At 72.6% G+C, this 25,403-nt stretch carries 15 protein-coding genes and 1 pseudogene; 5 read left to right on the forward strand and 11 right to left on the reverse strand.

The window, feature by feature from the left end; all coding sequences use genetic code 11:
- Positions 1 to 3 precede the first annotated feature (3 nt).
- Positions 4 to 918: an ABC transporter substrate-binding protein gene (locus tag ABD823_RS17210; RefSeq protein ID WP_344860706.1), complete on the forward strand. Its 915-nt coding sequence runs from the start codon at positions 4 to 6 to the stop codon at positions 916 to 918.
- Positions 919 to 958: 40 nt separating this feature from the next.
- On the opposite strand, the gene ygiD is transcribed toward ABD823_RS17210, so the two are convergent.
- Positions 959 to 1,831, reverse strand: a complete 873-nt coding sequence (gene ygiD / locus ABD823_RS17215) for a 4,5-DOPA-extradiol-dioxygenase (protein ID WP_344860708.1) — start codon at positions 1,829 to 1,831, stop codon at positions 959 to 961.
- Positions 1,832 to 2,164: 333 nt separating this feature from the next.
- Here ygiD and ABD823_RS17220 point away from each other — a divergent pair, with 333 nt between their 5' ends.
- From ABD823_RS17220 to ABD823_RS17230, 3 genes and pseudogenes are all read left to right on the forward strand, one after another.
- Positions 2,165 to 2,644, forward strand: coding sequence for a flavin reductase family protein (locus ABD823_RS17220; RefSeq protein ID WP_344860711.1), 480 nt, complete (start codon positions 2,165 to 2,167; stop codon positions 2,642 to 2,644).
- A gap of 110 nt (positions 2,645 to 2,754) precedes the next feature.
- Positions 2,755 to 5,049 (forward strand): sensor histidine kinase, encoded by a 2,295-nt coding sequence (locus ABD823_RS17225; protein WP_344860713.1) that lies wholly within the window; start codon positions 2,755 to 2,757, stop codon positions 5,047 to 5,049.
- 240 nt (positions 5,050 to 5,289) lie between these two features.
- Positions 5,290 to 6,073, forward strand: a pseudogene (locus ABD823_RS17230) (transposase family protein).
- A gap of 313 nt (positions 6,074 to 6,386) precedes the next feature.
- On the opposite strand, the gene ABD823_RS17235 reads toward ABD823_RS17230, so the two are convergent.
- The 10 genes from ABD823_RS17235 to ABD823_RS17280 all read right to left on the reverse strand — a co-directional run bounded on the left by ABD823_RS17235 (position 6,387) and on the right by ABD823_RS17280 (position 22,433).
- A complete protein-coding gene (locus ABD823_RS17235) occupies positions 6,387 to 6,554 on the reverse strand; it encodes a hypothetical protein (protein WP_344860715.1) in 168 nt (55 codons plus the stop codon).
- A gap of 352 nt (positions 6,555 to 6,906) precedes the next feature.
- Entirely contained in the window at positions 6,907 to 8,604 is a 1,698-nt protein-coding gene (gene sppA / locus ABD823_RS17240; RefSeq protein WP_344860717.1) for a signal peptide peptidase SppA, read from the reverse strand.
- Between the two features lie 29 nt (positions 8,605 to 8,633).
- A complete protein-coding gene (locus ABD823_RS17245; RefSeq protein ID WP_344860719.1) occupies positions 8,634 to 10,664 on the reverse strand; it encodes a S8 family peptidase in 2,031 nt (676 codons plus the stop codon).
- A gap of 205 nt (positions 10,665 to 10,869) precedes the next feature.
- On the reverse strand, positions 10,870 to 12,510 hold the full coding sequence (locus ABD823_RS17250; protein WP_344860721.1) for a glycosyl hydrolase family 18 protein: 1,641 nt from the start codon (positions 12,508 to 12,510) through the stop codon (positions 10,870 to 10,872).
- A gap of 366 nt (positions 12,511 to 12,876) precedes the next feature.
- Positions 12,877 to 15,066: a 1,4-alpha-glucan branching protein GlgB gene (gene glgB, locus ABD823_RS17255; protein ID WP_344860723.1), complete on the reverse strand. Its 2,190-nt coding sequence runs from the start codon at positions 15,064 to 15,066 to the stop codon at positions 12,877 to 12,879.
- A gap of 218 nt (positions 15,067 to 15,284) precedes the next feature.
- Positions 15,285 to 16,496 carry a copper amine oxidase gene (locus tag ABD823_RS17260; RefSeq protein WP_344860725.1) on the reverse strand — a complete coding sequence of 404 codons (1,212 nt, stop codon included), beginning with the start codon at positions 16,494 to 16,496 and terminating at the stop codon, positions 15,285 to 15,287.
- Entirely contained in the window at positions 16,493 to 17,167 is a 675-nt protein-coding gene (locus ABD823_RS17265; RefSeq protein WP_344860727.1) for a hypothetical protein, read from the reverse strand. The genes ABD823_RS17260 and ABD823_RS17265 overlap by 4 nt, the downstream gene beginning before the upstream one ends.
- 84 nt (positions 17,168 to 17,251) lie before the next feature.
- Complete coding sequence (locus ABD823_RS17270; protein ID WP_344860729.1) at positions 17,252 to 18,571, reverse strand: maltokinase N-terminal cap-like domain-containing protein; 1,320 nt, start codon at positions 18,569 to 18,571, stop codon at positions 17,252 to 17,254.
- Positions 18,572 to 18,574: 3 nt separating this feature from the next.
- A complete protein-coding gene (treS, locus tag ABD823_RS17275; RefSeq protein ID WP_344860731.1) occupies positions 18,575 to 20,278 on the reverse strand; it encodes a maltose alpha-D-glucosyltransferase in 1,704 nt (567 codons plus the stop codon).
- 37 nt (positions 20,279 to 20,315) lie between these two features.
- Positions 20,316 to 22,433, reverse strand: coding sequence for an alpha-1,4-glucan--maltose-1-phosphate maltosyltransferase (locus ABD823_RS17280; RefSeq protein WP_344860733.1), 2,118 nt, complete (start codon positions 22,431 to 22,433; stop codon positions 20,316 to 20,318).
- A gap of 366 nt (positions 22,434 to 22,799) precedes the next feature.
- Here ABD823_RS17280 and glgP point away from each other — a divergent pair, with 366 nt between their 5' ends.
- Positions 22,800 to 25,382: an alpha-glucan family phosphorylase gene (glgP, locus tag ABD823_RS17285; protein WP_344860735.1), complete on the forward strand. Its 2,583-nt coding sequence runs from the start codon at positions 22,800 to 22,802 to the stop codon at positions 25,380 to 25,382.
- Positions 25,383 to 25,403: the final 21 nt, after the last annotated feature.

A 25,403-nucleotide genomic window follows, 5' to 3' on the forward strand; every position in this document is an offset into this window, starting at 1 on the left:
TCTATGAAACGCCTGCTCCGTACCGCGGCCGCCGTCCTGGCCGCGGCGTTCACGCTGAGCGCGTGCGGGAGCGGTGATCCGCTCACCGGCGCCTCGCCCGCGCCGGCGGGCTCCGGCTCCGCCCCCGCCGCGGGGAAGGTGGTCGTCGGCTCGGCCAACTTCCCGGAGAACGTCCTGCTGGCCGAGATCTACGCCCAGGCGCTGGAGGCCAAGGGCGTGCAGGTCGAGCGCAAGCTCAACATCGGCAGCCGCGAGGTCCTCTACGACCAGGTCAGAAGCGGCGGCCTGACCATCCTGCCGGAGTACGCCGGCTCGCTGCTGGCCTACGTCGACAAGCAGGCCACGGCCCGGACCAAGGACGAGGTCGTCGCCGCGCTGAAGGAGAAGCTCCCCGCCGAGCTGGAGATCCTCGCACCCGCCGCCGCGGAGGACAACAACTCCCTGACCGTCACCCGGGCCACCGCCGAGAAGGAGGGCCTGACCACGATCGAGGACCTGGTGAAGGTCGCGAAGGGCTACGCGGTGGGGGGCCCGCCGGAGTTCCAGTCGCGCCAGGAGGAGAACTTCAAGAAGGTCTACGGCCTGGAGTTCAAGGAGTGGAAGAAGACCGGCGCCGCCACCGCCGACGCGATCAAGGACGGCACCGTCCAGGTCGGCAACGTCTTCACCACCGACCCCAAGATCGTGCTCAACGACCTGGTCGCGCTGGAGGACAACAAGGGCGCCTTCGCCGCGGAGAACGTCACGCCGCTGGTCAACAGGGCGGGCGTGGACGACACGGTGCGCAGCGCGCTGGACGCGGTCTCCGCCAAGCTCGACACCCCCGGCCTGCTGGAGATGATGAAGCGCGTCGCGGTGGACAAGGACGACGCCGCGGCGGTGGCGAAGGACTGGCTGAGCGGCAACGGCCTGCTCTGACCGGCCGGCCCGCCGCCCGGCGGCGGCCCGCTCCGGCGCGTCAGATGTTGGAGGCGTCGGGCGGCACGTCGCCGGGCAGCGGCGGCGCCGGCGTGCCGCCGTCGCCGGCGCCGGGGCAGGCCGCGTCGAGGGTGTAGGCGGTCATCGACAGTGATCCGTAGGCGTACCCGTCGACGAGGACCGCGGTGCCGCCCCCGTCGGCGCCGGCCAGGCCGGCGAGGTAGAGCAGCGGGAGGAAGTGGTCGGGAGTGGGCACCGCCCGCTCGAAGTCGCGGTGGCCGCCGAGGGCGGCGGCGGAGGCGGGGTCGCCGAGCATCGTCTCCTTGGCGTGCTCGTCGAAGCGCTGCGCCCAGTCGTAGCCGGTGTCGGGCAGCGCGCCGTTCATGCCGCGCAGGTTGTGCACGACGTTGCCGCTGCCCACGACGAGCACGCCGCGCTCGCGCAGCGGCGCGAGCGCGGCGCCCAGCTTCAGGTGGTAGTCGAAGTCCTTGTCGGCGTTGATGCTCAGCTGCACGACCGGGATGTCGGCCTCGGGGAAGGCGTGGACCAGGACCGACCAGGTGCCGTGGTCGAGGCCCCAGCTGTCGAGGTCGGCGCCGACCCAGGTGGGGTGGACGGCGTCGGCGACCTCGGCGACCAGCTCCGGCAGGCCGGGAGCCGGATAGTCGATCTCGAACAGCGGGCGGGGGAAGCCGTAGAAGTCGTGGATGGTGCGGGGGCGGGCCATCGCGGTGACGGCGGTGGCGTTGATGTACCAGTGCGCGGAGACCGCCAGGATGGCGCGCGGACGCGGCACCGCCCGGCCGAAGGCCCGCCACGCCTGGGTGTAGCGGTTGTCCTCCAGCGCGTTCATCGGGCTGCCGTGCCCGATGAACGCGGCCGGCATCCGGGGCGAGGTGCTGGCAGTGCTCATGTCGGCTCCCGTGCGGCTGCTCGTGGGGCCAACCTAGTCCGGGCGCGGGCGGCGGCCGGGGAGACATGCGTCAAATCCGGGCCAAGCAATCCGAACGCCCCGGCCGGGGGCGGGGAAGGCCGGTGCCCGGCGGGCGGCCTCGTGCGGCGTACATGCGAGACGCCCCGGACGGCGGACGGAGAGGCCGGGTGCCCGGCGGGCGGCCTCGTGCGGCGTACCCGCGCACCGGGCTGCCCGCCCGGGGCGGTCCGGCGTGCCGGTCGCCTCCGCGGTGCCGTGCCGGTCCGCGGCCCACGGGCGGCAGCCCTTAGGGTGGCGCGTGAGGTGGTGGTGATGAGCGGGTTCGTGGAGGCGATGGCACAGGTCGCCGGGGCGGTGAGCGTCGTGACCGTGCGGGACGAGCGCGACGACGTGGGCACCACCGTGAGCACGCTGACCTCGATCTCCCTCGACCCGCCGCTGGTGATGGTCAGCCTGGCCGGCCGCGGCTACCTCAACGAGCTGCTGCTCCGCCGCGACCGCTGGGCCGTCAGCGTGCTGTCGGCCGGGCAGAAGGCGATCGCCAGCCGCTTCGCCGCCGCGGGCCGCCCCGGGGCGCGGCTCCTGCTCGCGGGCACCCCGCACCACCGGGGGCCGCTGAGCGAGGCGCTCGTCGTGGAGGGCGGGGTGACCGCCCTGGAGGCCGAGACGGTGCAGGTCGTCCCGGCCGGGGACCACACCGTCTACATCGCCCGCGTCCTGGGCGTGGACTACGTCGACCCGGCAGCGGCCGCGCTCGTACGGCTCCGCGGCCGCTACCGCCCCGTCGGCTGAGCCCGGCCGGTGCGCGTCCGCCGGGTGACCGAGGTTTCCGCAGGTCGGGCCGGGTGGTGTGGTGATATGTCTGGTTGGCGGGGGTAGGAGCGGTCTCGGGAGATGAGGCCGTGGAACCTACGGAGCATGGTGGCGATCCGGGACGGACGGAGGCGGCGGGCCTGCCGGAGGTCCGGGGGGAGCCCCCGCTGGACCGGCCCGCCCGGCTGGCGACCAGGCTGCTTCAGGTGCCCGCCGCCTGGGTCTCGCTGCTCCGGGACGGCCGGTGGGCGACCGCCGGCGCGGCCGGACCGGCGGGGTGGGCGGCGGTGCCGCGGACCGGTCTGGCCCAGGCACTGTGCGAACGGGTCGCGGCGGACGGCGCGCCGGTGGTCGCGGCCGACGCCCGCTCCGACGAGCGGCTGACCGGCGCCCGCTCCGGCGGGCGGCCGGCCGGCGTCCGGTCCGGCGGGCCGGAGGTGGCCGCCTGCGCAGGGTTTCCGCTGCGGGCCGGCGACGGGCGGGTCCACGGGGTGCTGTGCGTGGCCGACCACAGGCCGCGCCAGTGGAGCCCCGCCCAGCTGGAGGCGGCCGGCGACCTCGCCCGGACCGCGGAGGACGAGCTGGAGCTGTGGTCGGCGCGCCAGGAGCTGCCGAGGCTGCGGGCGATCCTGGAGCAGACCCCGGACGCCGCGGCCTCCGTCTCCGGCCGCCGCCGGGCCGAGACGCTGCGCGAGGTGCAGCACGCCGTGGCGGGGGTGCTTGCCGACGCCGCCTCCGCGGAGCAGGCGGCCACCGGCGTGGTCGCCGCGGTCACCGAGAAGATGGGCTGGACCTGCGGGGAGTACTGGCGGGCCGACGACGACGAGGCGACCGTCACCCGCGTCTGCACGTGGGTCCGTCCGGGCCGCGACCTGTCGGTCTTCCTCGACGGCCGCCCCGACACGTTCGGCGCGGGGCAGGACCTGGCGGGAGCGGCCTGGAGCGGCGACCGCGACGTGTGGATCGAGGACCTGGCCGGCGACCTCCGCGGTTTCGCCCGGGAGCGGGCGGCCCTGCGGGCCGGACTGCGCTCCGCCATCGGCCTGCCGGTCCGCAGCGGCCGCAGGACGCTCGGCGTGCTGACCTTCTTCGCGGACACCGTCCAGGAGGCCCGCGACGACCTCGTCTCCGTGCTCGACGGCATCGGCGCCCACCTCGGCCGCTACAAGGAGCGCCGCCGCGCCGAGGAACTGGAGCTGGCCCTGGCCGCCAGCCGCCGGCACTTCGACGAGATCGTCGCCCAGCTCGACGACGACGTGTGGACCACCGAGATCGGCTCGGACGGCGTGCTGCACTCGGTCTACGCCAGCCCGAACGTGGCCAAGCTGCTCGGCGGGCCGGTGCCCGCGGGGACGGACAAGGCGGAGGCGGTCAGGGAGCGGGTCCACCCCGAGGACCGGGAGATCATCGCCGCCTTCAACGAGACGATCTCCCGCGGCCGGCCGATGGAGGTCGAGTACCGGCTCATCGGGCTGGACGGCGTCACCCGCTGGATCTGGATGCGGGGGATGCCCCGCCGCGAGGGCGACCGGCTCTTCGTCGACGGCATCTCCACCGACGTCACCGAGCGCCACCGCATCGAGGAGGAGCGCGAGCGCCTGCTCGCCCGGGAACGGGAGCAGGTGCGCCGGCTGCGCGAGCTGGACCGGATGAAGGACGAGCTGGTGGCGCTGGTCAGCCACGAGCTGCGCGCCCCGATCGGCGCCGTCCGCGGCTACGTCGAGATGCTCCTGGACGACCCCGACCTGGGCGAGGAGCAGCGCGCGTTCGCCGGAGTGATCGACCGCAAGAGCGCGCACCTGCAGCGGCTGGTCGACGACCTGCTCGACCTGGCCCGGCTGGACGCCGGGCACATGGGCATCGACCCCCGCCCGGTCTCGCTGACCCGGCTGGTGCGCCAGAGCGTCGAGGACCTGCGGCCCGCGGCCGAGGCCGGGCGCCTGGCCGTCGAGGTCGACCTCGACCGCCACCTGGGCGTGCACGCCGACCCCGTACGGCTCCGCCAGGTCCTGGACAACCTGCTGTCCAACGCCGTCAAGTACACCCCCGAGGGGGGCCGCGTCACCGTCACCGCCCGCCATGAGGAGGACGCCGGCGAGGAAGGCGGGCGGGACGGGATCGTCGTCGTGACGGTGGCCGACACCGGCATCGGCATTCCGGCCGAGCAGTATCCGCAGCTGTTCACCCGGTTCTTCCGGGCCTCCACCGCCCAGGAGGCCGGGATCGAGGGCACCGGCCTGGGACTGCCCATCACCAAGGCCATCGTCGACGCGCACGGCGGTGAGATCTCCGTGGCTCCGCGGGAGGGCGGCGGCACGGTCTTCACCGTGCGGTTGCCGGTCAACCCGCCTCCGGCCTGGGAGGTGAGCCCTTCCCGCTCCTGACCGCCCCGTCCGCCGCGGACCGGGGCGGGTCCGGCGGCGGCTCGCACCGCGGGCCCGTCCGGCCCGGGACCGGGCCGGACGGGCCCGGTGTCCAGTGCTCTGACCGCATAGGTTCACCGGGAGGCTTTTCATCCTGATGGCCCAGGCCACGGCGGACCTGCGGAAGGCGGTAGCGGATGAGACGAGGCTCCCGGTAAGACAGCAGTCGACCAAGATCCGATACCCCGACCGGGAGCCTCGTTGCTGTCCTACCGTGCCGCGATTCCGCTGCCGGCCGCACCCTCGTCCGCCTGGCCGGCCTGATCCGCGCCCACCGCGCCGAACGCCGCTCCCGCTGGCGCCGCCTCGGCCCCGGGCAGCAAGCCCTCCTCGTCCTGGCGCATCTGCGCGGGCGGCGACACCTACGCCCGCCTGGCCGGCGGGTCCGCCATCGGCACCACCACCGCCTGGCGCTACGTGCAGGAGAGCGTCGACCTGCTCGCCGCCCTGGCCGACGACGTGCACACCGCCGCGCAGAAGGCCTCCCGCCTGGCCTATGCCGCCGGTGACGGCACGCTCATCCCGATCGACCGGCCGGCGGCAGGCCGTACTCCTCCGGCAAACACCACCGGCACGGGGTCAACGTCCCGTTCCTCGCCGATCCGGCCGGCCGCCTGGTGCAGGTCGCGCCCGCGCCGCCCGGGGCGGTGCACGATCTGACCGCGGCCCGGCGGGCCGGCCTGGCCGACGCTCTGACCGGCGCCGGTGCCGGTGCCTGAGTCTTCGCCGACCGGGGCACCAGGGCGCGGGCGGCACGATCCGCACGCCGTTCAAGCGCCACCGGCACCGGCCGCGCCTGTCGCGCCACCAGAGGGCCGTCAACCGCTCCCACGCCCGCATCCGGGCGATCGGGGAACGCGCCGCCGCGACCTCGAAGGCATGGAAAGTGCTGGTCCGGCTCCGCTGCTGCCCCCGCCGCGCCACCGCGATCGTCCAGGCCGTCCCCGTCCTGCAGCTCATCGAAGAGGGCCGCTGCCCAGGATGAAAAACGCTCGGGGCACGGGTCTGGTTGAGCCGCCGGAAGTGTGACCAGACCAGGACATGCCCGTTGGCGTTGGCCGCGGGGATGAGCAGCCGGGCCGGGACACGGTGCCGGCCGGGGCGTGGGCCAGGAAGAACTCCCCCTCCGTCGGGGCGCCGGTTGAGCGGCGGATCACAGGAGGCTGACCGCCGCGGGAAGCGAGGTGGTCCGATGCCCTGGTCTCGGTGATCGACACCGGGGGCGGCCGATGCCGTCTGCGCTCTTTGCGACAGCAGCGTCAGAAGGCCGTCGACTGCTTCCCTTCTACGTAGCGTGGTCACGCGGAAGGGCGTTGAGCGAGGACGGCGTCGGACTGGCTGTAGCGGCGCACCCAGTCGGCCGGCTCGATGTCGATGTAGCCGAGTACCGTGAGGATCGCCTGATGGCCGGCCTGCAGGTGCCGGTGGCGGATCGGGCGGTGCTGGGCGATCTTGTCGCGCAGCACGCGCAGATAGTCCGGCTGCCGGTGCAGGTCTCTGCGGCCACCGCGGCAGCCGGGAAAACCCGGTACAGCGCGGTGCGCCACAGCCGCTGGTCATAGTCGCTGCCCGGACCCGGCACGGCCTCCACGAAACCCGGCGAGGTTCACAGTGCGGTGAGAAGGGTGTTGAGGTCGTTGGTCACGCATCGATCCCCGGCACCCCTCGTCGTGTCCGCTCCGGCGTCGAAGCCAGGCTCGTCTGTCCTGAGGCGCAGCCCGGATGGGCGACACCGGGCCCACCACGGGCGCGCCCCACAGGCGGGCTCACCAGCCGACAGCGAGGCCGTACCCGCTCTCAGCTTTAGGACGTACTCGTCTAGCGGATCCGCCAGGAGCCGGGGAGCATGAGCGGGCCGTACGCCGGCAGGCCGAGCTCTCCGGCGAGGGCGGCGAGCGGGCCCCACGCCTCCAGCCGGACCCGGGCGAGCGCGGCCGTCCGGTCCTCGCTGGAGTCCGGCGGGCGCAGCCGCTCCAGGGGGTTCAGCCGGGGGTAGGGTCGGACCGGGGCGTCGGCGGCCAGCCCGGCCCTCTTACGGGCCAGGGCGAGGGCGTCCTCCAGCCCGCCGAGCTCGTCCACCAGCCCGCCGGCACGCGCGTCGGCACCGGTCCACACACGCCCCCTGGCCAGCTCGTGGGCGCGCTCGCGGGTCAGGCCGCGGCCCTGGGCGACCTTGCCCACGAAGTCGTCGTAGATCCGGTCCAGCCAGGCGTCGACCCGGGCCCACTGGGCCTCGGAGAAGCCGTGCGTGGGCGAGAACATCGCCGCGTTGGCTCCCTCGCGCACGGTCTCGGAGGTCACCCCGAGCTTGCCCAGCAGCTCGCCGATGACGGGCTTGCCGCCGAACACGCCGATGGAGCCGGTGAGCGTGCCCGGCTGCGCCATGATCACATCGGCGGCCATGGAGACGAAGTATCCGCCGGAGGCGGCCACGTCCCCCATCGAGACGATCACCGGCTTGCCCGCCTCGCGGGTGAGCCCGACCTCGCGCCAGATGGCGTCGGAGGCGACGTAGGAGCCGCCGGGGCTGTCCACCCGGAAGACGACGGCCTTCACGGCGTCGTCGCGGCGGGCCGCGCGCAGGGCGGCGCAGATCGTGTCGGAGCCCATCGCGCCACCGCCCATCGGGCTGCGCCCGCTCCGGCCGAGCTTGATCGGGCCGCTGCCCTGCACCAGCGCCACGACCTGCTCGCCGGGGTGCGGCAGCTTCCTGGCGAGCGCGCCCTTGTGGTAGCGGGTGACGTACAGCAGCAGGGCGTCCTCGCCGGCGGCCCGCCGTACCTCGTCGTAGACCTCGTCGCGGTAGGCCAGCCCGTCCACCAGGCCCGCCTCCACCGCCTCGGGAGCGGTGAACGGCCCGGCGTCGACGAGCTCGCGGACCTTGGCCGGGTCGAGCCGGCGCGCCTCGGCGACGCCCGCGACGATCTGCTCGGTGACCGACTCGGCGATGCGGGCCACCGACTCGCGGTGCGGCTCGGTCATGCTCTCCTGGGTGAACATGTTGGCGGCCGTCTTGTACTCGTGCCGCTGCCCGAGCTGGTACTCCACGCCGAGCTTGTCGAGCGCGCCCCGCACGAAGCGCTGCTCCAGCGCGACGCCGGTCAGCCCCACGTCGCCGGAGGGCTGCAGGTAGACCCGGTCGAAGGCGCATGCCAGGTAGTAGGGGACGGTGCCCGCGCCGAACTCGCCGAACGTCTCGGCGAACACCACCGCCTGCTTGCCCGCCTCGCGGAAGCGGCGCACCGCCTGGCGCAGCTCCTGCACCATCGCCAGTCCCAGGGGATGCGTGCCGATCTTGACGACCAGCCCCTTGACGCGCTCGTCGCGGCGGGCGCGCTTCAGCCCGGACAGCACGTCGGACAGGCGCGCCCTGCGCATGGACAGGACCGCGCTCAGCGGGTCGGCGGGCGGCCTGTCGATGAGGCCCTCGGTGAGGTCGAGCTCGAGGACCAGCGGGGCGGTCCGCCGCTGCCGGATCCGGTCGACGGTGTCGATGATCACCTTGGTCGCGTCCATGGATTCACCCTAAGCGACGCGCCGCCGGATCACGCGGGGCGGCGGGTGTTGATGTGCTTGCGCAGGGCCGCCACCGGCGCGGACGGGGACGAGCCGGCCAGGCGCCGCTTCTCGGCCGCGGACAGCACGGCCCTGACCGTGCCCGTCTCGCCGGCCTTGGCGGTGAGGTTGACCGCACCGTGCGCCCAGTTCAGCCAGGCGGCCAGCAGCTCGCTGTCCAGTACGGCCTGCTTCGTGCGCTTGGCGGGCTTGAGCACCCGGTAGGCCGTGCCCAGCGTCGAGGCGCGGGCGACCTCGGAGAAGACCGTGCTGGCCTTGCCGACCAGGCGCAGGTAGCAGGCGAGCGTCTGGTCCGGCAGCTCTCCTCTGCCCCGGGCGATCTCGGCGGCCCACCGGGCGGCGGTCAGGGTCCGCGTGGCCGTGCCCCGGGTGCAGACCGCCGGCGCGGCGGCGGCGGGCGTGGCGGTCACGGTCACCGTCACCGTCACCGTGGGCAGCGGGACGGGCGCGGGGTCGGCCGGGGCGGGGGCGTCCTCCGGCCCGGGGGCCGGTTCCGGGCCCGCGCTCGGGTCGGGGACCGGACCGGCGGACGGGTCGTCCGGTGAGGCGCCCGCCCCGGGCCCCGGGGGAGGAGCGATGCCGGGGGCGGGGGCGCCGCCGTTGACCGCCACGTTCAGGTCGATCCGGGGCGTGGTCACCCCGGCGTAGGAGATCGGGCGGCCCGACCCGGCGAGCCTGCGCAGGAGCGTGTCGGGGGCGTCGTCGGCGTCCTTCTGCGCCAGCAGCGCGAAGGCCCCGGCGACGTGCGGGGCGGCCATGGAGGTTCCGCTGTAGACCTGGGTGCCGCCGCCGGGCACCGCGGAGTCGACCTCCAGGCCGGGGGCGAACAGGTCGAGCACGGCGCCGTGGTTGGACCAGTAGGGCACGTGGTCGTCGTCACCGGTCGCGCCGACGGTCACCGAGCCGGACAGGCACCCGGGGGCTCCGGCACCCGCGTAGCCCTCGTTCCCGGCCGCGGCGACGACGGCCACGCCCGCGGCGCGCAGGGCCTCCACCCGCTCCCGCATGGCCTGCAGCTCCGGTTCGGCGTCGCACGCCCCGTCGGACATCCCGCCGCCGAGGCTGAGGTTGACCGCGACGAGGCCGGGGACGGTCGCCTTGAGCCCGGCCACGTGCTCCAGGGCGCGCAGGATCGAGGACTCGTAGGCGGTCAGGCAGGCGCTCTCGCCCTCCCAGCAGTCGGTGCTCCGGCTGAAGACCTGGACGGCGACGATGTCCGCCCCGGGGGCGACCGCGTGGGCGATGCCCGCGACGTGGGTGCCGTGGTCGCACAGGTTGACGCCCTCGTGCACGCACGCGGCGGTCTCGGCGTCGGCGGAGACGTCCTCGGTGAGGCCGTTGGGGCACAGGGACTGCGATCCCTCGTCGGTGGAGGAGAAGCACGCCTGCCGCACGACCCTGCCGCCCAGGGCGGGGTGGTCGGCGTCGATCCCGGTGTCGATGATCGCGATGGTCTGGCCCTCGCCGGTGATCCCCGCGGCGTGGGCCCGGTCCGCCCCGATCACCTGGAGGCCGGAGGAGAGGGAGGCAAGGGCGGCGGGGGAGTAGGTGCGGTCCCGCCGTACCGAGACCACCCGCGGGTCGGCGGCCAGCGCGGCCAGGGACTCACCGGTGGCCTCGACCACGATGAACGAGGTCTCCGGCGACTGGAGCACGACCTCGGCGTCCGGCAGCGACCGCGCCTCGCCCGCGACCGGGGCGGTCTCGGCGGGGGCGCTCACCTCGACGATGACACGGGCCCCGTCGGAGTCGCCGGCGAGCCCCTCCTCCAGCTTCGGCCGCGGGGCCGGCGACCCGGCCGGTTCAGGGGCGGCGGGGTCACCGGCCCGCGGCCCGGGGGCGGGGGTTCCGGCGTCCGCCGGGGGCGGGCTCACCGGAGGCGGTGCGGCCGGGCTCCCGGTGGCCGCCGGGGCGGGCAGGTCCTCGGCGGACGCGGACGCGGGCGCGGCCGGGGTCAGGGTGAGCGTGATCGCCAGGGCCACGGCGGCTCGGAATCGCACACGTCCTCCGGGGGATGAAGCGGGCGATTCGGAGTCTAGGCAGCGGCGCGTGCGGGGTGAATACCTCCGGCGGGATTCGTGGATCTTCACAGCGGGCGTTCAGGGGGACCGCCCGGCGGCCGGGGCCTCCCGGACGGCGGCCGGGTCCCGGAACGGCTCGACCCTCCGCGGCGTGACGCGCACGGAGGGTCGAGTGCCCGAAATATTACTTGAGTCCGTTGGCGATGGCGGTAATCAGCTCACCGTCGGCCGTGTCGCCGCTGGTCTCCCAGAAGAAGGCGCCGCCCAGACCCTGCTCCTTGGCGTAGGCCATCTTGCCCTTGACGGTGCTCGGGGTGTCGTAGCTCCACCACTCGCCGTTGCACAGGCCGTAGGCGGTGCCCGCCACGGTCTTGGTCGCCGGGCACTTGGTCTTGAGGACCTTGTAGTCCTCGATGCCCGCCTCGTAGGTGCCCTGGGCCGCGCCGGTGGCGGTGCCGCCGGGGGCCTCCTGGGTCACGCCGCTCCAGCCGCGGCCGTAGAAGCCGATGCCGAGCAGGAGCTTGCTCGCCGGGACGCCCTTGCTCTTCAGCTTCTGGATCGCCGCGTCGGAGTTGAACCCGGCCTGCGGGATGCCGCTGTAGGAGGTGAGCGGCGAATGCGGGGCGGTCGGGCCCTTGGCGTTGAACGCGCCGAAGTAGTCGTAGGTCATCGGCATGAGCCAGTTCAGGTTCGGGATCGCGCCGGCGTAGTCGGTGGCGTCGATCTTGCCGCCGTTGGAGCCGTCGGCGGTGATCGCCGCGGTGACCAGGGCGCTGGAGCCGAACTCGGCGCGCAGGGCGGAGATCAGGTTCTTGAAGGCGTTCGGGCCGCTGGTGTCGCAGGTGAGGCCGCAGGCGTTGGGGTACTCCCAGTCGATGTCGATGCCGTCGAACACGTCGGCCCAGCGCGGGTCCTCGACCAGGTCGTGGCAGGACTGCGCGAACGCGGCGGGGTTGGCCGCGGCCTGGGTGAAGCCGCCCGACCAGGTCCAGCCGCCGAAGGACCAGATCACCTTGATGTGCGGGTAGGCCTTCTTCAGCTTGCGGAGCTGGTTGAAGTTGCCGCGCAGCGGCTGGTCCCAGGTGTCGGCCTTGCCGTCGACGCTCAGGTCGGCGGTGTAGGCCCGCTCGTAGTCGGCGTAGGCGTCACCGATCGAGCACTTGCCGCCGGTGGTGTTGCCGAAGGCGTACAGGATGTGGGTCAGCTTCTCCGCCGAGCCGCTGGTGACCAGGTTCTTCACGTGGAAGTTGCGGCCGTAGACGCCCCAGTTGGTGAAGTAGCCGACGATCTTCTTGCCCGAGGGGCCGGTGGTCGGGGTCACGGTGGGAGTCACGGTGGGGGTGGCCGTGGGCGTCGCGGTCGGCGTGGCCGTGGGGGTGGCGGTGGGAGTCACGGTGGGGGTGGCCGTGGGCGTCGCGGTCGGCTCGGTGGTGCCGCCGCCGCAGGGCGCGCCGTTGAGCTTGCAGTTCGTCAGGCTCTTCAGCCCGCCGGGCGCACCGACGAACCCGAAGCTCACCGAGGCGCCCGCCGCGAGGGAGCCGTTCCAGGACTTGCCGGTGAAGGTGTAGTGGTTGCCGCTCTTGGTCATGTCGGCGTCCCACGACGAGGAGATCGAGGTGCCGGAGGGGAGGTCGAACTCGACCTTCCAGCCGGTCAGGGCGGAGCTGCCCGCCTTGACGGTGACCTTGCCCTCGAAACCGGAGCCCCAGTCGGAGGTGGTCGCGTAGGTGGCCGTGGCCGGAGTGGCGGCGGACGCGGTGCCGAGTCCCAGGGGAGCCAGCAGCGCCGCTGCCGCCACCAGAGAGCCGATGGTGATTCTTCGCAAGGATCGCTCCAGGTCAGAGAGTGCCTAGCCCCCGTAATTCATAGGAAAGTTTCCTATTGATTCTGGAGGGTAAGACCACGTTCTCGCGGCGGTCAACGCTTCGGTGAGCGCATAAGTCAGACATAAGTCAGATTTAAGGTGTGACTGGATCATGGTGCCCGGCCCCTGAGTGCCCCGACCGGGACCGCGCGGACGGGCCCGGAACCGCCTGCGGGCGGGCCGCGGGCCGGGTCCGGACGGGGGCGGGCATGGAAGGGGCCGGTCACGCGTCGCGTGACCGGCCCAGATGCCCGAGCGTCTACTCCGCCCGGTTGACGTTCCCCCGCAGCCGGGCCGCGGGCCCGGCGGCCCGCGGGCGGGGCGGGCTCACTCCGCCGTGGGCCGCTCCGCCTCCGCCGGCTGCTCCGCCGGGACGTGCCTGAGCCAGAGGGCGCCCAGCGGCGGCACCCGCAGGCAGGCGGAGTACGGCAGGCCGTGGTGCGGCTCCGCGCCGGCCTCCACCGAGCCGAAGTTGCCCACCCCGCTGCCCGCGTAGTCGTAGGCGTCGGTGTTGAGCACCTCCGCCCAGGTGCCGCCGGTCGGCAGGCCGATCCGGTAGTCCTCGTGCGGTGCGCCGGAGAAGTTGGCCACGCAGGCCAGGACCGAGCCGTCGGGGGCCTGCCGGAGGAAGGAGAAGACGTTGCCCTGCGCGTCGTCGGCGTCGATCCAGCGGAAGCCGTCCGGCGAGGTGTCCAGCCGCCACAGCGCCGGGGTGTCCCGGTAGACCCGGTTGAGGTCGCGGACCAGCCGCTGGATGCCCCGGTGCCCGTCGAAGTCCAGCACCCACCAGTCGAGCCCGCGCTCCTCCGACCACTCCGAGCCCTGGCCGAACTCCCCGCCCATGAACAGCAGTTGCTTGCCGGGGTGGGCCCACATGAACGCCAGCAGCGCGCGCAGGTTGGCGAAGCGCTGCCACTCGTCACCGGGCATCTTGCCCAGCAGCGAGCCCTTGCCGTGCACGACCTCGTCGTGCGAGAGCGGCAGCACGAAGTTCTCCGAGTAGGCGTACATCAGGGAGAACGTCATCTGGTGGTGGTGGTACTGCCGGAAGACCGGCTCGTGCTTGAGGTAGGCGAGGGTGTCGTGCATCCAGCCCATGTTCCACTTGAACCCGAAGCCGAGGCCGCCCAGGTAGGCGGGGCGGGAGACGCCCGGCCAGGCCGTCGACTCCTCGGCGATCGTGACGATGCCCGGCGCCTCCCGGTAGCAGACGGCGTTCATCTCCTTGAGGAACTCCACCGCGTCCAGGTTCTCCCGCCCGCCGTACTGGTTGGGCGTCCACTGGCCCTCGGGCCGCGAGTAGTCGAGGTAGAGCATCGAGGCGACCGCGTCCACCCGCAGCCCGTCGATGTGGAACTCCTTCAGCCAGTACAGCGCGTTGGCGACCAGGAAGTTGCGCACCTCCTTGCGCCCGAAGTCGAAGATGTAGGTGCCCCACTCGGGGTGCTCGCCCCGCCGGGGGTCGGCGTGCTCGTACAGGGGGGTGCCGTCGAAGCGGGCCAGCGCCCAGGCGTCCTTGGGGAAGTGCGCCGGGACCCAGTCGAGGATCACGCCGATCCCGGCCTGGTGGAGCCGGTCCACCAGGTGGCGGAACTCGTCCGGCGAGCCGAACCGGGAGGTCGGCGCGTAGTACGAGGTCACCTGGTAGCCCCAGGAGCCGCCGAACGGGTGCTCGGCCACCGGCAGGAGCTCCACGTGCGTGAACCCCATGTCCTTGACGTAGTCGACCAGCTCCTCGGCCAGCTGCCGGTAGGACAGGCCGGGCCGCCAGGAGGCCAGGTGCACCTCGTAGACGCTCATCGGCTCCTCCAGCGCCCGCCGGTCCGGGCGCGCGGCCATCCACGCGCCGTCCTGCCAGCCGTACTCCGAGCGCTCGACCACCGAGGCCGTCGCGGGCGGCACCTCGGTACGGCGGGCCATGGGGTCGGCCTTCTCCCGCCAGACGCTGTCGGCCCCGAGGACGGCGAACTTGTAGCGCTCGCCCTCGCCGATCCCGGGGACGAACAGCTCCCACACGCCGGAGCCGCCCAGGGAGCGCATGGGGTGGCCGGAGCCGTCCCAGTGGTTGAAGTCGCCGATGACCCGGATCCCGCGGGCGTTCGGCGCCCAGACGGAGAAGGCGGTGCCCTCGACGTCCTGGTGCCGCATGACCCGGGCGCCGAGCACCTCCCAGAGCCGCTCGTGCCGGCCCTCGCCGATCAGGTGCAGGTCCACCTCGCCCAGCGTGGGCCAGAACCGGTAGGGGTCGTCCGCCTCGTACGGCTCCACCCCCGGGTAGGAGACCCGGAACCGGTAGTCGGGGACCTTGTCCAGCCCCGGGACCGTCACCTCGAACACCCCGAAGGCCAGGTGCCGCATGTCGTGGACCTCGCCGTCGAGGAGCACCTGGACCTTCTCCGCCAGCGGACGCAGCGCCCGGATCGTCACACCGTTCTCACCGGGGTGCGCGCCGAGGATCGAGTGCGGATCGTGATGTGCTCCGCCTGCCAGCCGGTTCAGGTCCAGGTCCGCGTTCATGGATCACTCCCGTCGGTCGATACTCCCTAAACCCTGCCCGCCTGTCGGCATTCAACCCATTCGGCGGGGAGGTGCGCCGGAGAAGATCTTCTCGTCTCCGGAGGGACTCGGCGAGGGGTCCGTGAGGGATCCCGCACGGCGCCGTGCGGGCCGTGCGGAAGCCCTCCCGCCGTCCGGGGAGGGCCGTGCACGGCCCGCGCGGGACCGGCGGCCGGGGCTCAGTGCGGGTTCTCCGCGGTCACGTCGCGCGGGGTGACGCGGAAGCCCTGCCAGTGGGTGGGCATGGGGTCGGCGTCCTCGTCGCGGGCGACGTGGTGGAAGCCCACGTGGACCCAGAGCACGGGGTCGGTGAGCCGCTGGGCGTCGGCGACGTAGCGGTCGACGCTCTTGCCGCAGCCGGCCACGGGGTTGGTGCTGGCCAGGCGCTCGCAGGCGCGGTAGTTGGTCACGTAGAGGTCGGCGCGGGTGAAGGCCTCGTCGGCGGGGCCGCGGTACTCCGCGCTGGCGAGGTTGTTGATCTCCCAGGAGGCGGGGTGCCGGTCGGCGTTGCGGACACCGGAGTCGACCACCCGCCACCAGCGCATCCGGGAGTTGACCGCCTTGGTCTCCTCGGTGAAGACCGTGCGGGTGAGCCTCCGCTTGGCGGTGCCGGAGCCGGTGAAGTCGTACTGCTCGACGACGTCGCCGTCCGCGCCGTCGATGTCGAAGTCGAGCCGCCAGAAGATGTTGTGGCTGTGGCTCTCCTCGAACTTCGTGGCGCCCACCCCGATCGGCCAGCCGTGCTGGGGCGTGGTGGTGAAGCCGGACAGCGAGCCGGTCGCACCCACCCGGGGGGTGATCGCGCCGTCGTCGCCGAAGGCCCACTCGACGAGGTAGGTGTACCAGCCGAGCTGGAAGGCGGCGAAGACCACCAGGTCGGTGCCCTGGACGGAGGAGGTGACCCCCTCGCCGTCGGACTTCAGGTAGCCGTGGCCGCGCGGGCGGGTGGTCACGCAGACGTACTGGTCCCGGCGCTCGCCGCCGGGGCAGTCGGCGGCCTTCAGCGCGATGGCGTCGTCGCCGATGGTGCCGATGTCGTGGAAGCGGGGCTCGCCGCTGTCGTAGGGGACGTGGATCTGGGCCAGCGCGGTGCTGCGCAGCACGCGCAGCGCCTCGCCCCCCTCGGGGGTGTAGGTGACGTTGGTGAGCGTCAGCCCCTCGATGGTGCGCATCTCCCAGCACATCCGCCAGCGCGCGCCGTTCGGCAGCGTCTTGTCGATCCGGTACGGCGGGTTGCACGTCGCCGGGGCGGCCTGGGCGGCGTGCGCGCTCCCGGGGGCGCCCCCGGCGGGGACCACAGCGGGGACCACAGCGGGGGCCGGAGCGGTCGCGGTGGTGAGCCCGGCGGCGAGCATGGCGGAGGAGAGGGTCAGGCGGAGGAACACGGTCACCACTCCAGGGTGAAGATCTTCTTGGCGGACAGGTCGACGACGATCCGGCTGGTGTCCAGCCAGGTGCCGTCCGGGAGCCGGACGAACAGCCGGACGCACCGGTGGGTCTCGCAGGCCGCCGCGCCGGTGTCCCGGGGACCCGGGGTGAAGCTCAGCGCCCGCAGCCCCAGGTCGGAGGCGGAGACCAGCGGCCTGCCGCCCGCCTTGGCGTGGGCGTCGCGTATCCGCGGGCCGTACTCCGGGTCGGCCAGCAGCAGCTCGGCGGCCCTGATCTCCTCGCCCCGGGACGGCGGCGGCTGCACGCCGCGCTCCTCCTGCTCCGCCACGACCTCGCCCTTGGCCAGGTCGACGGTCCGCACCACGAGCCGGTCGGTGCGGTAGTCGTAGATGTAGACGTCGGCCCGGCGCCGCTCCCCGGCGGCCTTGTCGTCGTCGCGCTCGACGTAGAGCAGCTCGGCCTGCCCGTTCGTCATGTGCGTGCGCCAGGTCGCGGAGGCGACCTTGCCGGCCGCGGCGATCTCGTCACCGGTCAGCGGGTCTCCGGGGGCGGGCGGCCGGGAGACGGACCGGGCCGCCTGTGAGCCCGGCTCCCCGGGGAACAGGAAGAAGGTCCCCGCGACGACCGTCACCCCCGCTCCGGCGAGCGCCATCATGATCCGTGCCCGTCTCATCGCCACCTACTCTCCGCGCGTATTCGTATGCGAAGAGTAGTGAACCCGGGGTGATCGGTTGGGCCGAATGGGGAAGCGGTGCGATCAGGCGTCGAAGGCGGCCAGCGGCACGGGCAGCCAGGAGGGCCGGTTGCGCGCCTCGTAGACGACCTCGTAGACCGCCTTGGACAGCTCCAGGGCGCGCAGCAGGACGGCGTCCTCGCCGCGCAGCCGCCCCCCGCCCGCCGAGTAGCCGGCCAGGAACGACGAGCGGTTGAGCTCGGCCCACTCCACGGCCTGCGCGTGCAGGTCGCCGGCCTCGGGGTGGTCGGCCAGCAGGTGCCGGGCCGCGTAGTCGAAGGAGCGGAGCATCCCGGCCACGTCGCGCAGCGGGGAGCTCAGCGCCCGGCGCTCGGCCAGCGGCTGCCCCGGCTCGCCCTCGAAGTCGAGGATGATCCAGTCCGTCGGGGTGCGCATCACCTGGCCGAGGTGGTAGTCGCCGTGCACCCGCTGGACGGGCACCGCGTGCGCGACGTCCACGACCCGCTGGTAGGCCTCCTCGGCGACGTGGGCGCGGGCGGCGAGCTCGGGGACCTCCTCGACGGCGCGGGCGAGGCGGCGGCGCTGGTCCTCCATGAGGCTCTTGACCTCCGCCGCCTCCATCACGCCGGTCGGGAACGCGGCGGCCATCTCCCGGTGGACCTCGGCGGTGGCGGTGCCGAGCCGGAAGGACTCGGCGCTGAAGTCGCCGCCCGCGTCCGAGGCGGACCGCTCCGGGGAGTTGTACAGGTCGCGGACGCTGGCCAGGGCCAGCGCCCAGCCGTCGTTGGCGTTGGACAGGAACTCCTGGGTCATCGCGAGCGTGGTGGGCTCGCCGTCGAGGTCGGTCTCGATCCAGCCGTACGGCTGCGCGATGTGGGCCGCCTTGCGCAGGGCCAGCGCGTTCGTGATCTCCAGCTCGGGGTTGACGCCGGGGATCAGCCGGCGGAACAGCTTGCAGATGTAGGCGTCGCCGTACACCAGGGAGGTGTTGGACTGCTCGGCGCCGAGCACCAGGCTGCGCTGGGAGGTGTCGATCCCGGCGCCCTCCAGGTGGCGGAAGCGCAGCGGGCCGAGGTCGCGCCCGGCCGCCATCGCCTCCAGCAGGGTGCCGGTGAGGTCGGCGTCGTGGGCGGCGTCGTAGAACCCCTGGCCGTCGGCGTAGCCGATCTGGGCGTGGGTGAGCCGGTCGGGGATCTCCTGGCGGCACCCCAGCAGGAGCTGGTAGCGGTCGCGCGTCTCCCCCTGGCGGACGGAGACGATGAGGTGACGGAGCCCCGGCGCGAGTTCGAGGTCGGAGTCGACCGCGAGCGCGTCGATGGGGCGCCCCTTACCGGCGAACCATCGCTGATGCGCTATCCAACCGGTAAGGAGCTCCGTCAGCACGATCTATGCCTCCTTGGGCGCGGGCGGCAGGGTGAACCAGTAGAACCCATGCCCAGGAAGCGTCAGAAGATACGGAAGTTCGCCGATCGGTGGGAACGGGACGCCGCCCATGGTCTCGACGGGGACCGACCCCTCGAACCGGCGCAGGTCGAGCTCGACCGGCTGCGGGAAGCGCGAGAGGTTGTTGACGCACAGCATCCGGTCGTCGCCCAGCTCGCGCACGTAGGCCAGCACGCTCGGATTGGAGGCGTTCAGCTCGGTGAACGCGCCCAGGCCGAAGACCGGGTGGCGCTTGCGGATCTCGATCATGCGCCGGGTCCAGTTCAGCAGCGAGCCGGCGCTCTTCTGCTGCGCCTCGACGTTGATCGCCTGGTAGCCGTAGATCGGGTCCATGATGACCGGCAGGTACAGCCGGCCCGGGTCGCAGTCGGAGAACCCGGCGTTGCGGTCGGGGCTCCACTGCATCGGGGTCCGCACCCCGTCGCGGTCGCCCAGCCAGATGTTGTCGCCCATGCCGATCTCGTCGCCGTAGTAGAGCACGGGGGAGCCGGGCAGGGAGAGCAGCAGGGCGGTGAACAGCTCGATCTGGTTGCGGTCGTTCTCCAGCAGCGGGGCCAGCCGGCGCCGGATGCCGACGTTGGCGCGCATGCGCGGGTCCTTGGCGTACTCGGAGTACATGTAGTCGCGCTCGTCGTCGGTGACCATCTCGAGCGTGAGCTCGTCGTGGTTGCGCAGGAAGATGCCCCACTGGCAGTTCTCGGGGATCTTCGGGGTCTGCGCCAGGATCTCCGAGATCGGGTAGCGGGACTCCCGGCGCACGGCCATGAAGATGCGCGGCATCAGCGGGAAGTGGAAGGCCATGTGGCACTCGTCGCCGCCGGTGGCGGGGTCGCCGAAGTACTCCACCACGTCGGCCGGCCACTGGTTGGCCTCGGCCAGCAGCACCCGGTCCGGGTAGAGGCGGTCCACCTCGGCCCGGACCCGCTTGAGGTACTCGTGGGTCTTCGGCAGGTTCTCGCAGTTGGTGCCGTCGGCCTCGAACAGGTAGGGGATGGCGTCCATCCGGAAGCCGTCGATGCCCAGGTCGAGCCAGAAGCGCAGCACCTCCAGCATCGCGTTCTGCACGTCCGGGTTCTCGTAGTTGAGGTCCGGCTGGTGGGAGAAGAAGCGGTGCCAGTAGTACTGCTGCCGCACCGGGTCGTAGGTCCAGTTGGACGACTCGGTGTCGACGAAGATGATCCGGGCGTCCTTGTACAGCTCGTCGGTGTCGGACCAGACGTAGAAGTCGCCGAACGGGCCCTCGGGGTCGTGCCGGGAGGCCTGGAACCACGGGTGGGCGTCGCTGGTGTGGTTCATCACCAGGTCGGCGATGACGCGCATGCCCCGCTGGTGCGCCTGCTCGACCAGCTGCACGAAGTCCCCGAGGTCGCCGAAGTCCGGCAGGATCTTCATGAAGTCCGAGATGTCGTAGCCGCCGTCGCGCAGCGGCGACTCGTACAGGGGCAGCAGCCACAGGCAGTCGACCCCCAGCCACTGGAGGTAGTCCAGTTTGTCGATGAGGCCGCGGATGTCGCCGGTGCCGTCCCCGTTGGAGTCGGCGAATCCCCGGATCAGCACCTCGTAGAAGACCGCGCGCTTGAACCAGTACGGATCGCGCGGCTCTTCCTCGTCGAAGGTGTTCGGAATGGGCTCGGACGAATGGCTCATTTCTCCCCGCTGTTCTGCCGGATCGCGCCCGGCCGGCTCACCTGGAGTGCGCCGCCGCCGTGCGCAGGGTGAAGACGTGCGCTGGGTGGATGTGGGGATCGAGACGCACGTAGTTCGACTGCCGCCAGCGGTACGACTCGCCGGACAGCTCGTCGTCGACGACGAACTCGTCCTGCCAGTCGAGACCGAGGGCCGGCATGTCCAGGAACACCGTCGCCTCATGGGTGTGGTGGGGATCCAGGTTGACGACGGCCAGCACGACGTCACCCGCGCCGTGCCGTCGTGAGGCCGTGTCGCGGGCCCCGGGGAGCCGCTTGGAGAAGCAGATCATGTCCGGGTTGTCCACGCTGTGGAACCGTAGATTACGCAATTCCTGCAGGGCGGGGTGCGCTCTTCGGAACAAATTCAGCCGGGTGATGAAAGGCGCCAGACTGCGCCCTTCCTGCTCTGCCCTAGCCCAATCACGCGGTCTGTACTGATATTTCTCACTATCGAGGTATTCTTCGCTGCCGGGCCGTACCGGGATGTTCTCTCCCAGTTCGTACCCCGCGTACATCCCCCAGGTCGGCGAGGTCAGGGCTGCGATGACCGCTCTGATCTTGAACGCCGGGATCCCGCCATGCTGAAGATATTCGTGAAGGATGTCCGGAGTGTTGACGAAGAGGTTGGGGCGCATGAAATGTGACGTCTCGTGGGCGAGCTCGTTGAGGTAGTCCTCAAGTTCCCGCCTGGAGTTCCGCCACGTGAAATACGTGTACGACTGGTGGTAGCCGACCTTGGCCAGGGCCCGCATCATCGGCGGCCGGGTGAACGCCTCCGCCAGGAACAGCACGTCGGGGTCGGTGCTGTGGATGTCGGCCAGCAGCCGCTCCCAGAACGCCACCGGCTTGGTGTGCGGGTTGTCCACCCGGAAGATCCGCACTCCGTGGTCCATCCAGAGCCGCACCACCCGCTTGACCTCGGCGTAGATCCCCTCGGGGTCCTTGTCGAAGTTGAGCGGGTAGATGTCCTGGTACTTCTTCGGCGGGTTCTCGGCGTACGCGATCGAGCCGTCGGCGCGGACGTTGAACCACTCCGGGTGCTCCTTGACCCACGGGTGGTCCGGGGAGCACTGCAGCGCCAGGTCCAGGGCGACCTCCATGCCGAGCGACCGGGCCCTGGCCACGAACGCGTCGAAGTCGGCGAACGTGCCGAGGTCGGGGTGGATCGCGTCGTGGCCGCCCGCCTCCGAGCCGATCGCCCACGGCGAGCCCGGGTCGTGCTCCTCGGGGGTCAGCGTGTTGTTGCGCCCCTTGCGGAAGGCGTGCCCGATCGGGTGGATCGGCGGCAGGTAGACGACGTCGAAGCCCATCTGCGCCACCGCGGGCAGCCGCTCGGCCGCGGTCCGCAGAGTGCCGGACCTGGGCGCCTGGCCCGGTTCGACGACCGCGCCCTCGGAGCGGGGGAAGAACTCGTACCAGGAGCCGAACAGCGCCCTGCGCCGGTGGACCGTGATCGCGTAGCGGGCCGACCTCGTCACCAGCTCCCGCAGCGGGTGCAGGCGCAGCAGCCCGGCCGTCTCCCGCGTCTGCGCCACCGCGAAGCGGGCCCGGGGGTCACGGCTCTCGTCGCGCAGCACGGCGGCGACCTCCAGCAGCGCGGCGCGGTGCCCGCAGCCCCCGTTGCCGTTCCTGCCGTTCCTGCCGTTCCTCCCCTCGCCGTCGCGGCCCGCCGCGCCGTTCTCCTCGTCGTCCGGCCTGCCCTTCCCGGAGCAGTCCGCGGACCGTACGGCCTTGGCCGCGCGCTCGAAGAGCCGCGCGCCCTCCTCGCACATCAGGTCGGCGTCCATGTCGCGCGGGATCTTGATGCCCGCGTCGTGCAGCCAGGTGGCGATGGGGTCGCTCCACGCCTCGACGCGGAAGTGCCAGGTGCCCTCGGCGGGCAGCGTCACCTCCACGCCCCAGCGGTCGGTCCCCGGAGCGAGCTCGCGCATGCGCAGCAGCGGCCCGCGCACCCCCTCCGGGTCGGTCAGCACGGCACCGGCGGCCACCGCGTCGTGCCCTTCCCGGAACACGACCGCGGTGATCTCGAATGTCTCACCCGCGGCGGCCTTGGCGGGATAGCGGCCGCACTCGACGACGGGGTGGATGTCCTGGATAGGGATTCGTCCGATCATCGCGTCTCACGGTAGCGGCGGCACACCGGTGCCGCCGGGATGGTCCGGGCAAGAGAGATCAAGAAAGACCCTTCGGCGTCTCAAACGTTCCCTGACCGGCCGCAGGGCAGGGCGGAGCACCGCCTCCCACATGGACGGCCGGATCCGGGAGGCAGCGCTGCTGGCTCATATCTGGGTTGCCCCAATAGTGGCTCTTCATACCTGACGGAGGAAGAGGGGCGCGGCTTCCTTCCCGGGAGTTCACCTCCCGGCCGGTCGCACGACGAACTCGCCCGGCCGCGTTTGGACCCGGTCGATAGCGGTGAGGGGGACACGCGTGAGCATTCTGGTCGCCCCTGTGGCGTTGAGTAACTAGGGTCTGACAGCGTGAGAGCTATCCGCAGGTTCACCGTCCGCACCGTCCTGCCCTCGGAGCTGGCCGCCCTCGGCGAGCTCGTGCACAACCTCCGCTGGTCCTGGCATCCCGAGACGCTCGACCTGTTCGCCGAGGTGGACCCGGTCACCTGGGAGCGGGTGGGGCACGACCCGGTGGCGCTGCTCGGCGCCGTCGAGCCCGAGCGCCTCCGCGAGCTGGCCGGCGACCGCCGCTTCCTGAGGCGCCTGGCCGACATGGCCGACGACCTCCGCGAGTACATGACCGCCCCGCGGTGGTACCAGTCCCTGCCGGACGCCGCGCGGGCCATCGCCTACTTCTCACCCGAGTACGGCATCGCCGCCGCGCTGCCGCAGTACTCCGGCGGCCTGGGCATTCTCGCCGGCGACCACCTCAAGGCGGCCAGCGACCTCGGCGTGCCGATCCTCGGGGTCGGCCTGCTCTACCGGCACGGCTACTTCACGCAGTCCCTGTCGCCCGAGGGCTGGCAGCTGGAGCACTACCCGTCGCTCGACCCGGGCGGGCTGCCGCTGACCCTGCTGAAGGAGCCCGGCGGCGACCCGGTCCGGATCAGGATCGGCCTGCCCGAGCACCGCACGCTCCACGCCCAGGTCTGGGTGGCCCAGGTGGGCCGGGTCCCGTTGCTGCTGCTCGACTCCGACGTGGCCGAGAACGACAACGCCGAGCGCGACGTGACCGACCGCCTGTACGGCGGGGGCACCGACCACCGGCTCAAGCAGGAGCTGCTGCTCGGCATCGGAGGCGTGCGCGCCATCCGCGCCTACTGCCGGATCAGCGGCCATCCCGAGCCGGAGGTGTTCCACACCAACGAGGGGCACGCCGGCTTCCTCGGCCTGGAGCGCATCCGCGAGCTCACCGAGGCCCGCCTCTCCTTCGAGGAGGCGCTGGAGGCGGTCCGGTCCGGGACCGTCTTCACCACGCACACCCCCGTGCCCGCGGGCATCGACCGCTTCCCGGCCGAGCTGATCGCCCGCCAGTTCGGCGGCGACAACGCCTGGCCCACCGTCCCGGTGGACCGCATCCTGGCGCTCGGGGCCGAGGACGAGCCGGGCGTGTTCAACATGGCGGCGATGGGCATGCGCCTGGCACAGCGGGTCAACGGCGTCTCGCAGCTGCACGGCGAGGTCAGCCGTGAGATGTTCAAGGGGCTCTGGCCCGGCTTCGACGTCGACGAGGTGCCGATCGGGTCGATCACCAACGGCGTGCACGCGCCCACCTGGGTCGGCCGGGAGATCATGGAGCTGGCCGGGCGCGAGCTGCCCTCGCTGGTGGAGCGCGCCCAGGGCTGGGAGGACGTCAGCAAGATCTCCGACGAGGACATCTGGGCCATCCGCGGCCGGATGCGCGCGCGGCTGGTCGAGGAGGCCCGCGTCCGGCTCCGCCGCTCCTGGATCGACCGGGGCGCCTCCCCGGCCGAGCTCGGCTGGATCGAGGAGGCCCTCGACCCGGAGGTGCTCACCATCGGCTTCGCCCGCCGGGTGCCCTCCTACAAGCGGCTGACGCTGATGCTCTCCGACCCGGAGCGCCTGCGCGAGCTGCTGCTCCATCCCGAGCGGCCGGTCCAGATCGTCATCGCGGGCAAGGCCCACCCGGCCGACGAGGGCGGCAAGAAGCTCATCCAGCAGATCGTGAGGTTCGCCGACGGCGAGAAGGTCCGGCACCGCATCGTCTTCCTGCCCGACTACGACATGGCCCTGGGCCAGCTCCTGGTCCAGGGCTGCGACGTGTGGATGAACAACCCGCTCCGCCCCCTGGAGGCCTGCGGGACCAGCGGGATGAAGGCCGCGCTGAACGGCGGGCTCAACCTGTCGATCCGCGACGGCTGGTGGGACGAGTGGTTCGACGGCACCAACGGCTGGGCCATCCCCACCGCAGACGGCGTCGCCGACCCCGACCGCCGCGACGAGCTGGAGGCGGCCGCGCTCTACGACCTGATCGAGCACGAGGTGGCCGACCGGTTCTACGACCGCCCCGCCGACGGCCTGCCCCGCCGCTGGCTGGAGATGGTCCGCCACACCCTGACCTCCCTCGGTCCCAAGGTCCTGGCGGGCCGGATGCTCCGTGACTACGTCGTCGGCCTCTACACGCCGGCCGCCCACGCCGCGCGCGCGCTGACGTCCGACGGGCACGCCCCGGCCAAGGAGTTCGCCTCCTGGAAGCTCCGGGTCGGCCGGGCCTGGCCCGGCGTGCGGGTCGAGCACGTCGAGGCCTCCGGGCTGGGCGACACACCCGAGGTCGGCGCCTCCCTGGAGCTGCGGGCCACGATAGCGCTGGGCGAGCTGAGCCCCGACGACGTCGAGGTCCAGGTCGCCTACGGCCGGGTCGGGATCCACGACGAACTGGTCCACCCCTCCTACGCGCCCCTGACCCCCGACTCCCGGGGCGACGACGGCCGGGCCGTGTTCACCGGCTCGGTCCCGCTGCAGCGCACCGGGGCCTTCGGCTACACCGTCCGGGTGGTCCCGTCGCACCCGCTGATGGCCGCTCCCGCCGAGCTGGGCCTGATGACGGTCCCGCAGGAGCCCGAGGGCATGACCAACGGCACCCTGCGCTGACCCGTCCCCGGTGGTCCGGAA

The organism is Planomonospora alba, from assembly GCF_039534085.1.
GTDB lineage: Bacteria > Actinomycetota > Actinomycetes > Streptosporangiales > Streptosporangiaceae > Planomonospora_B > Planomonospora_B alba.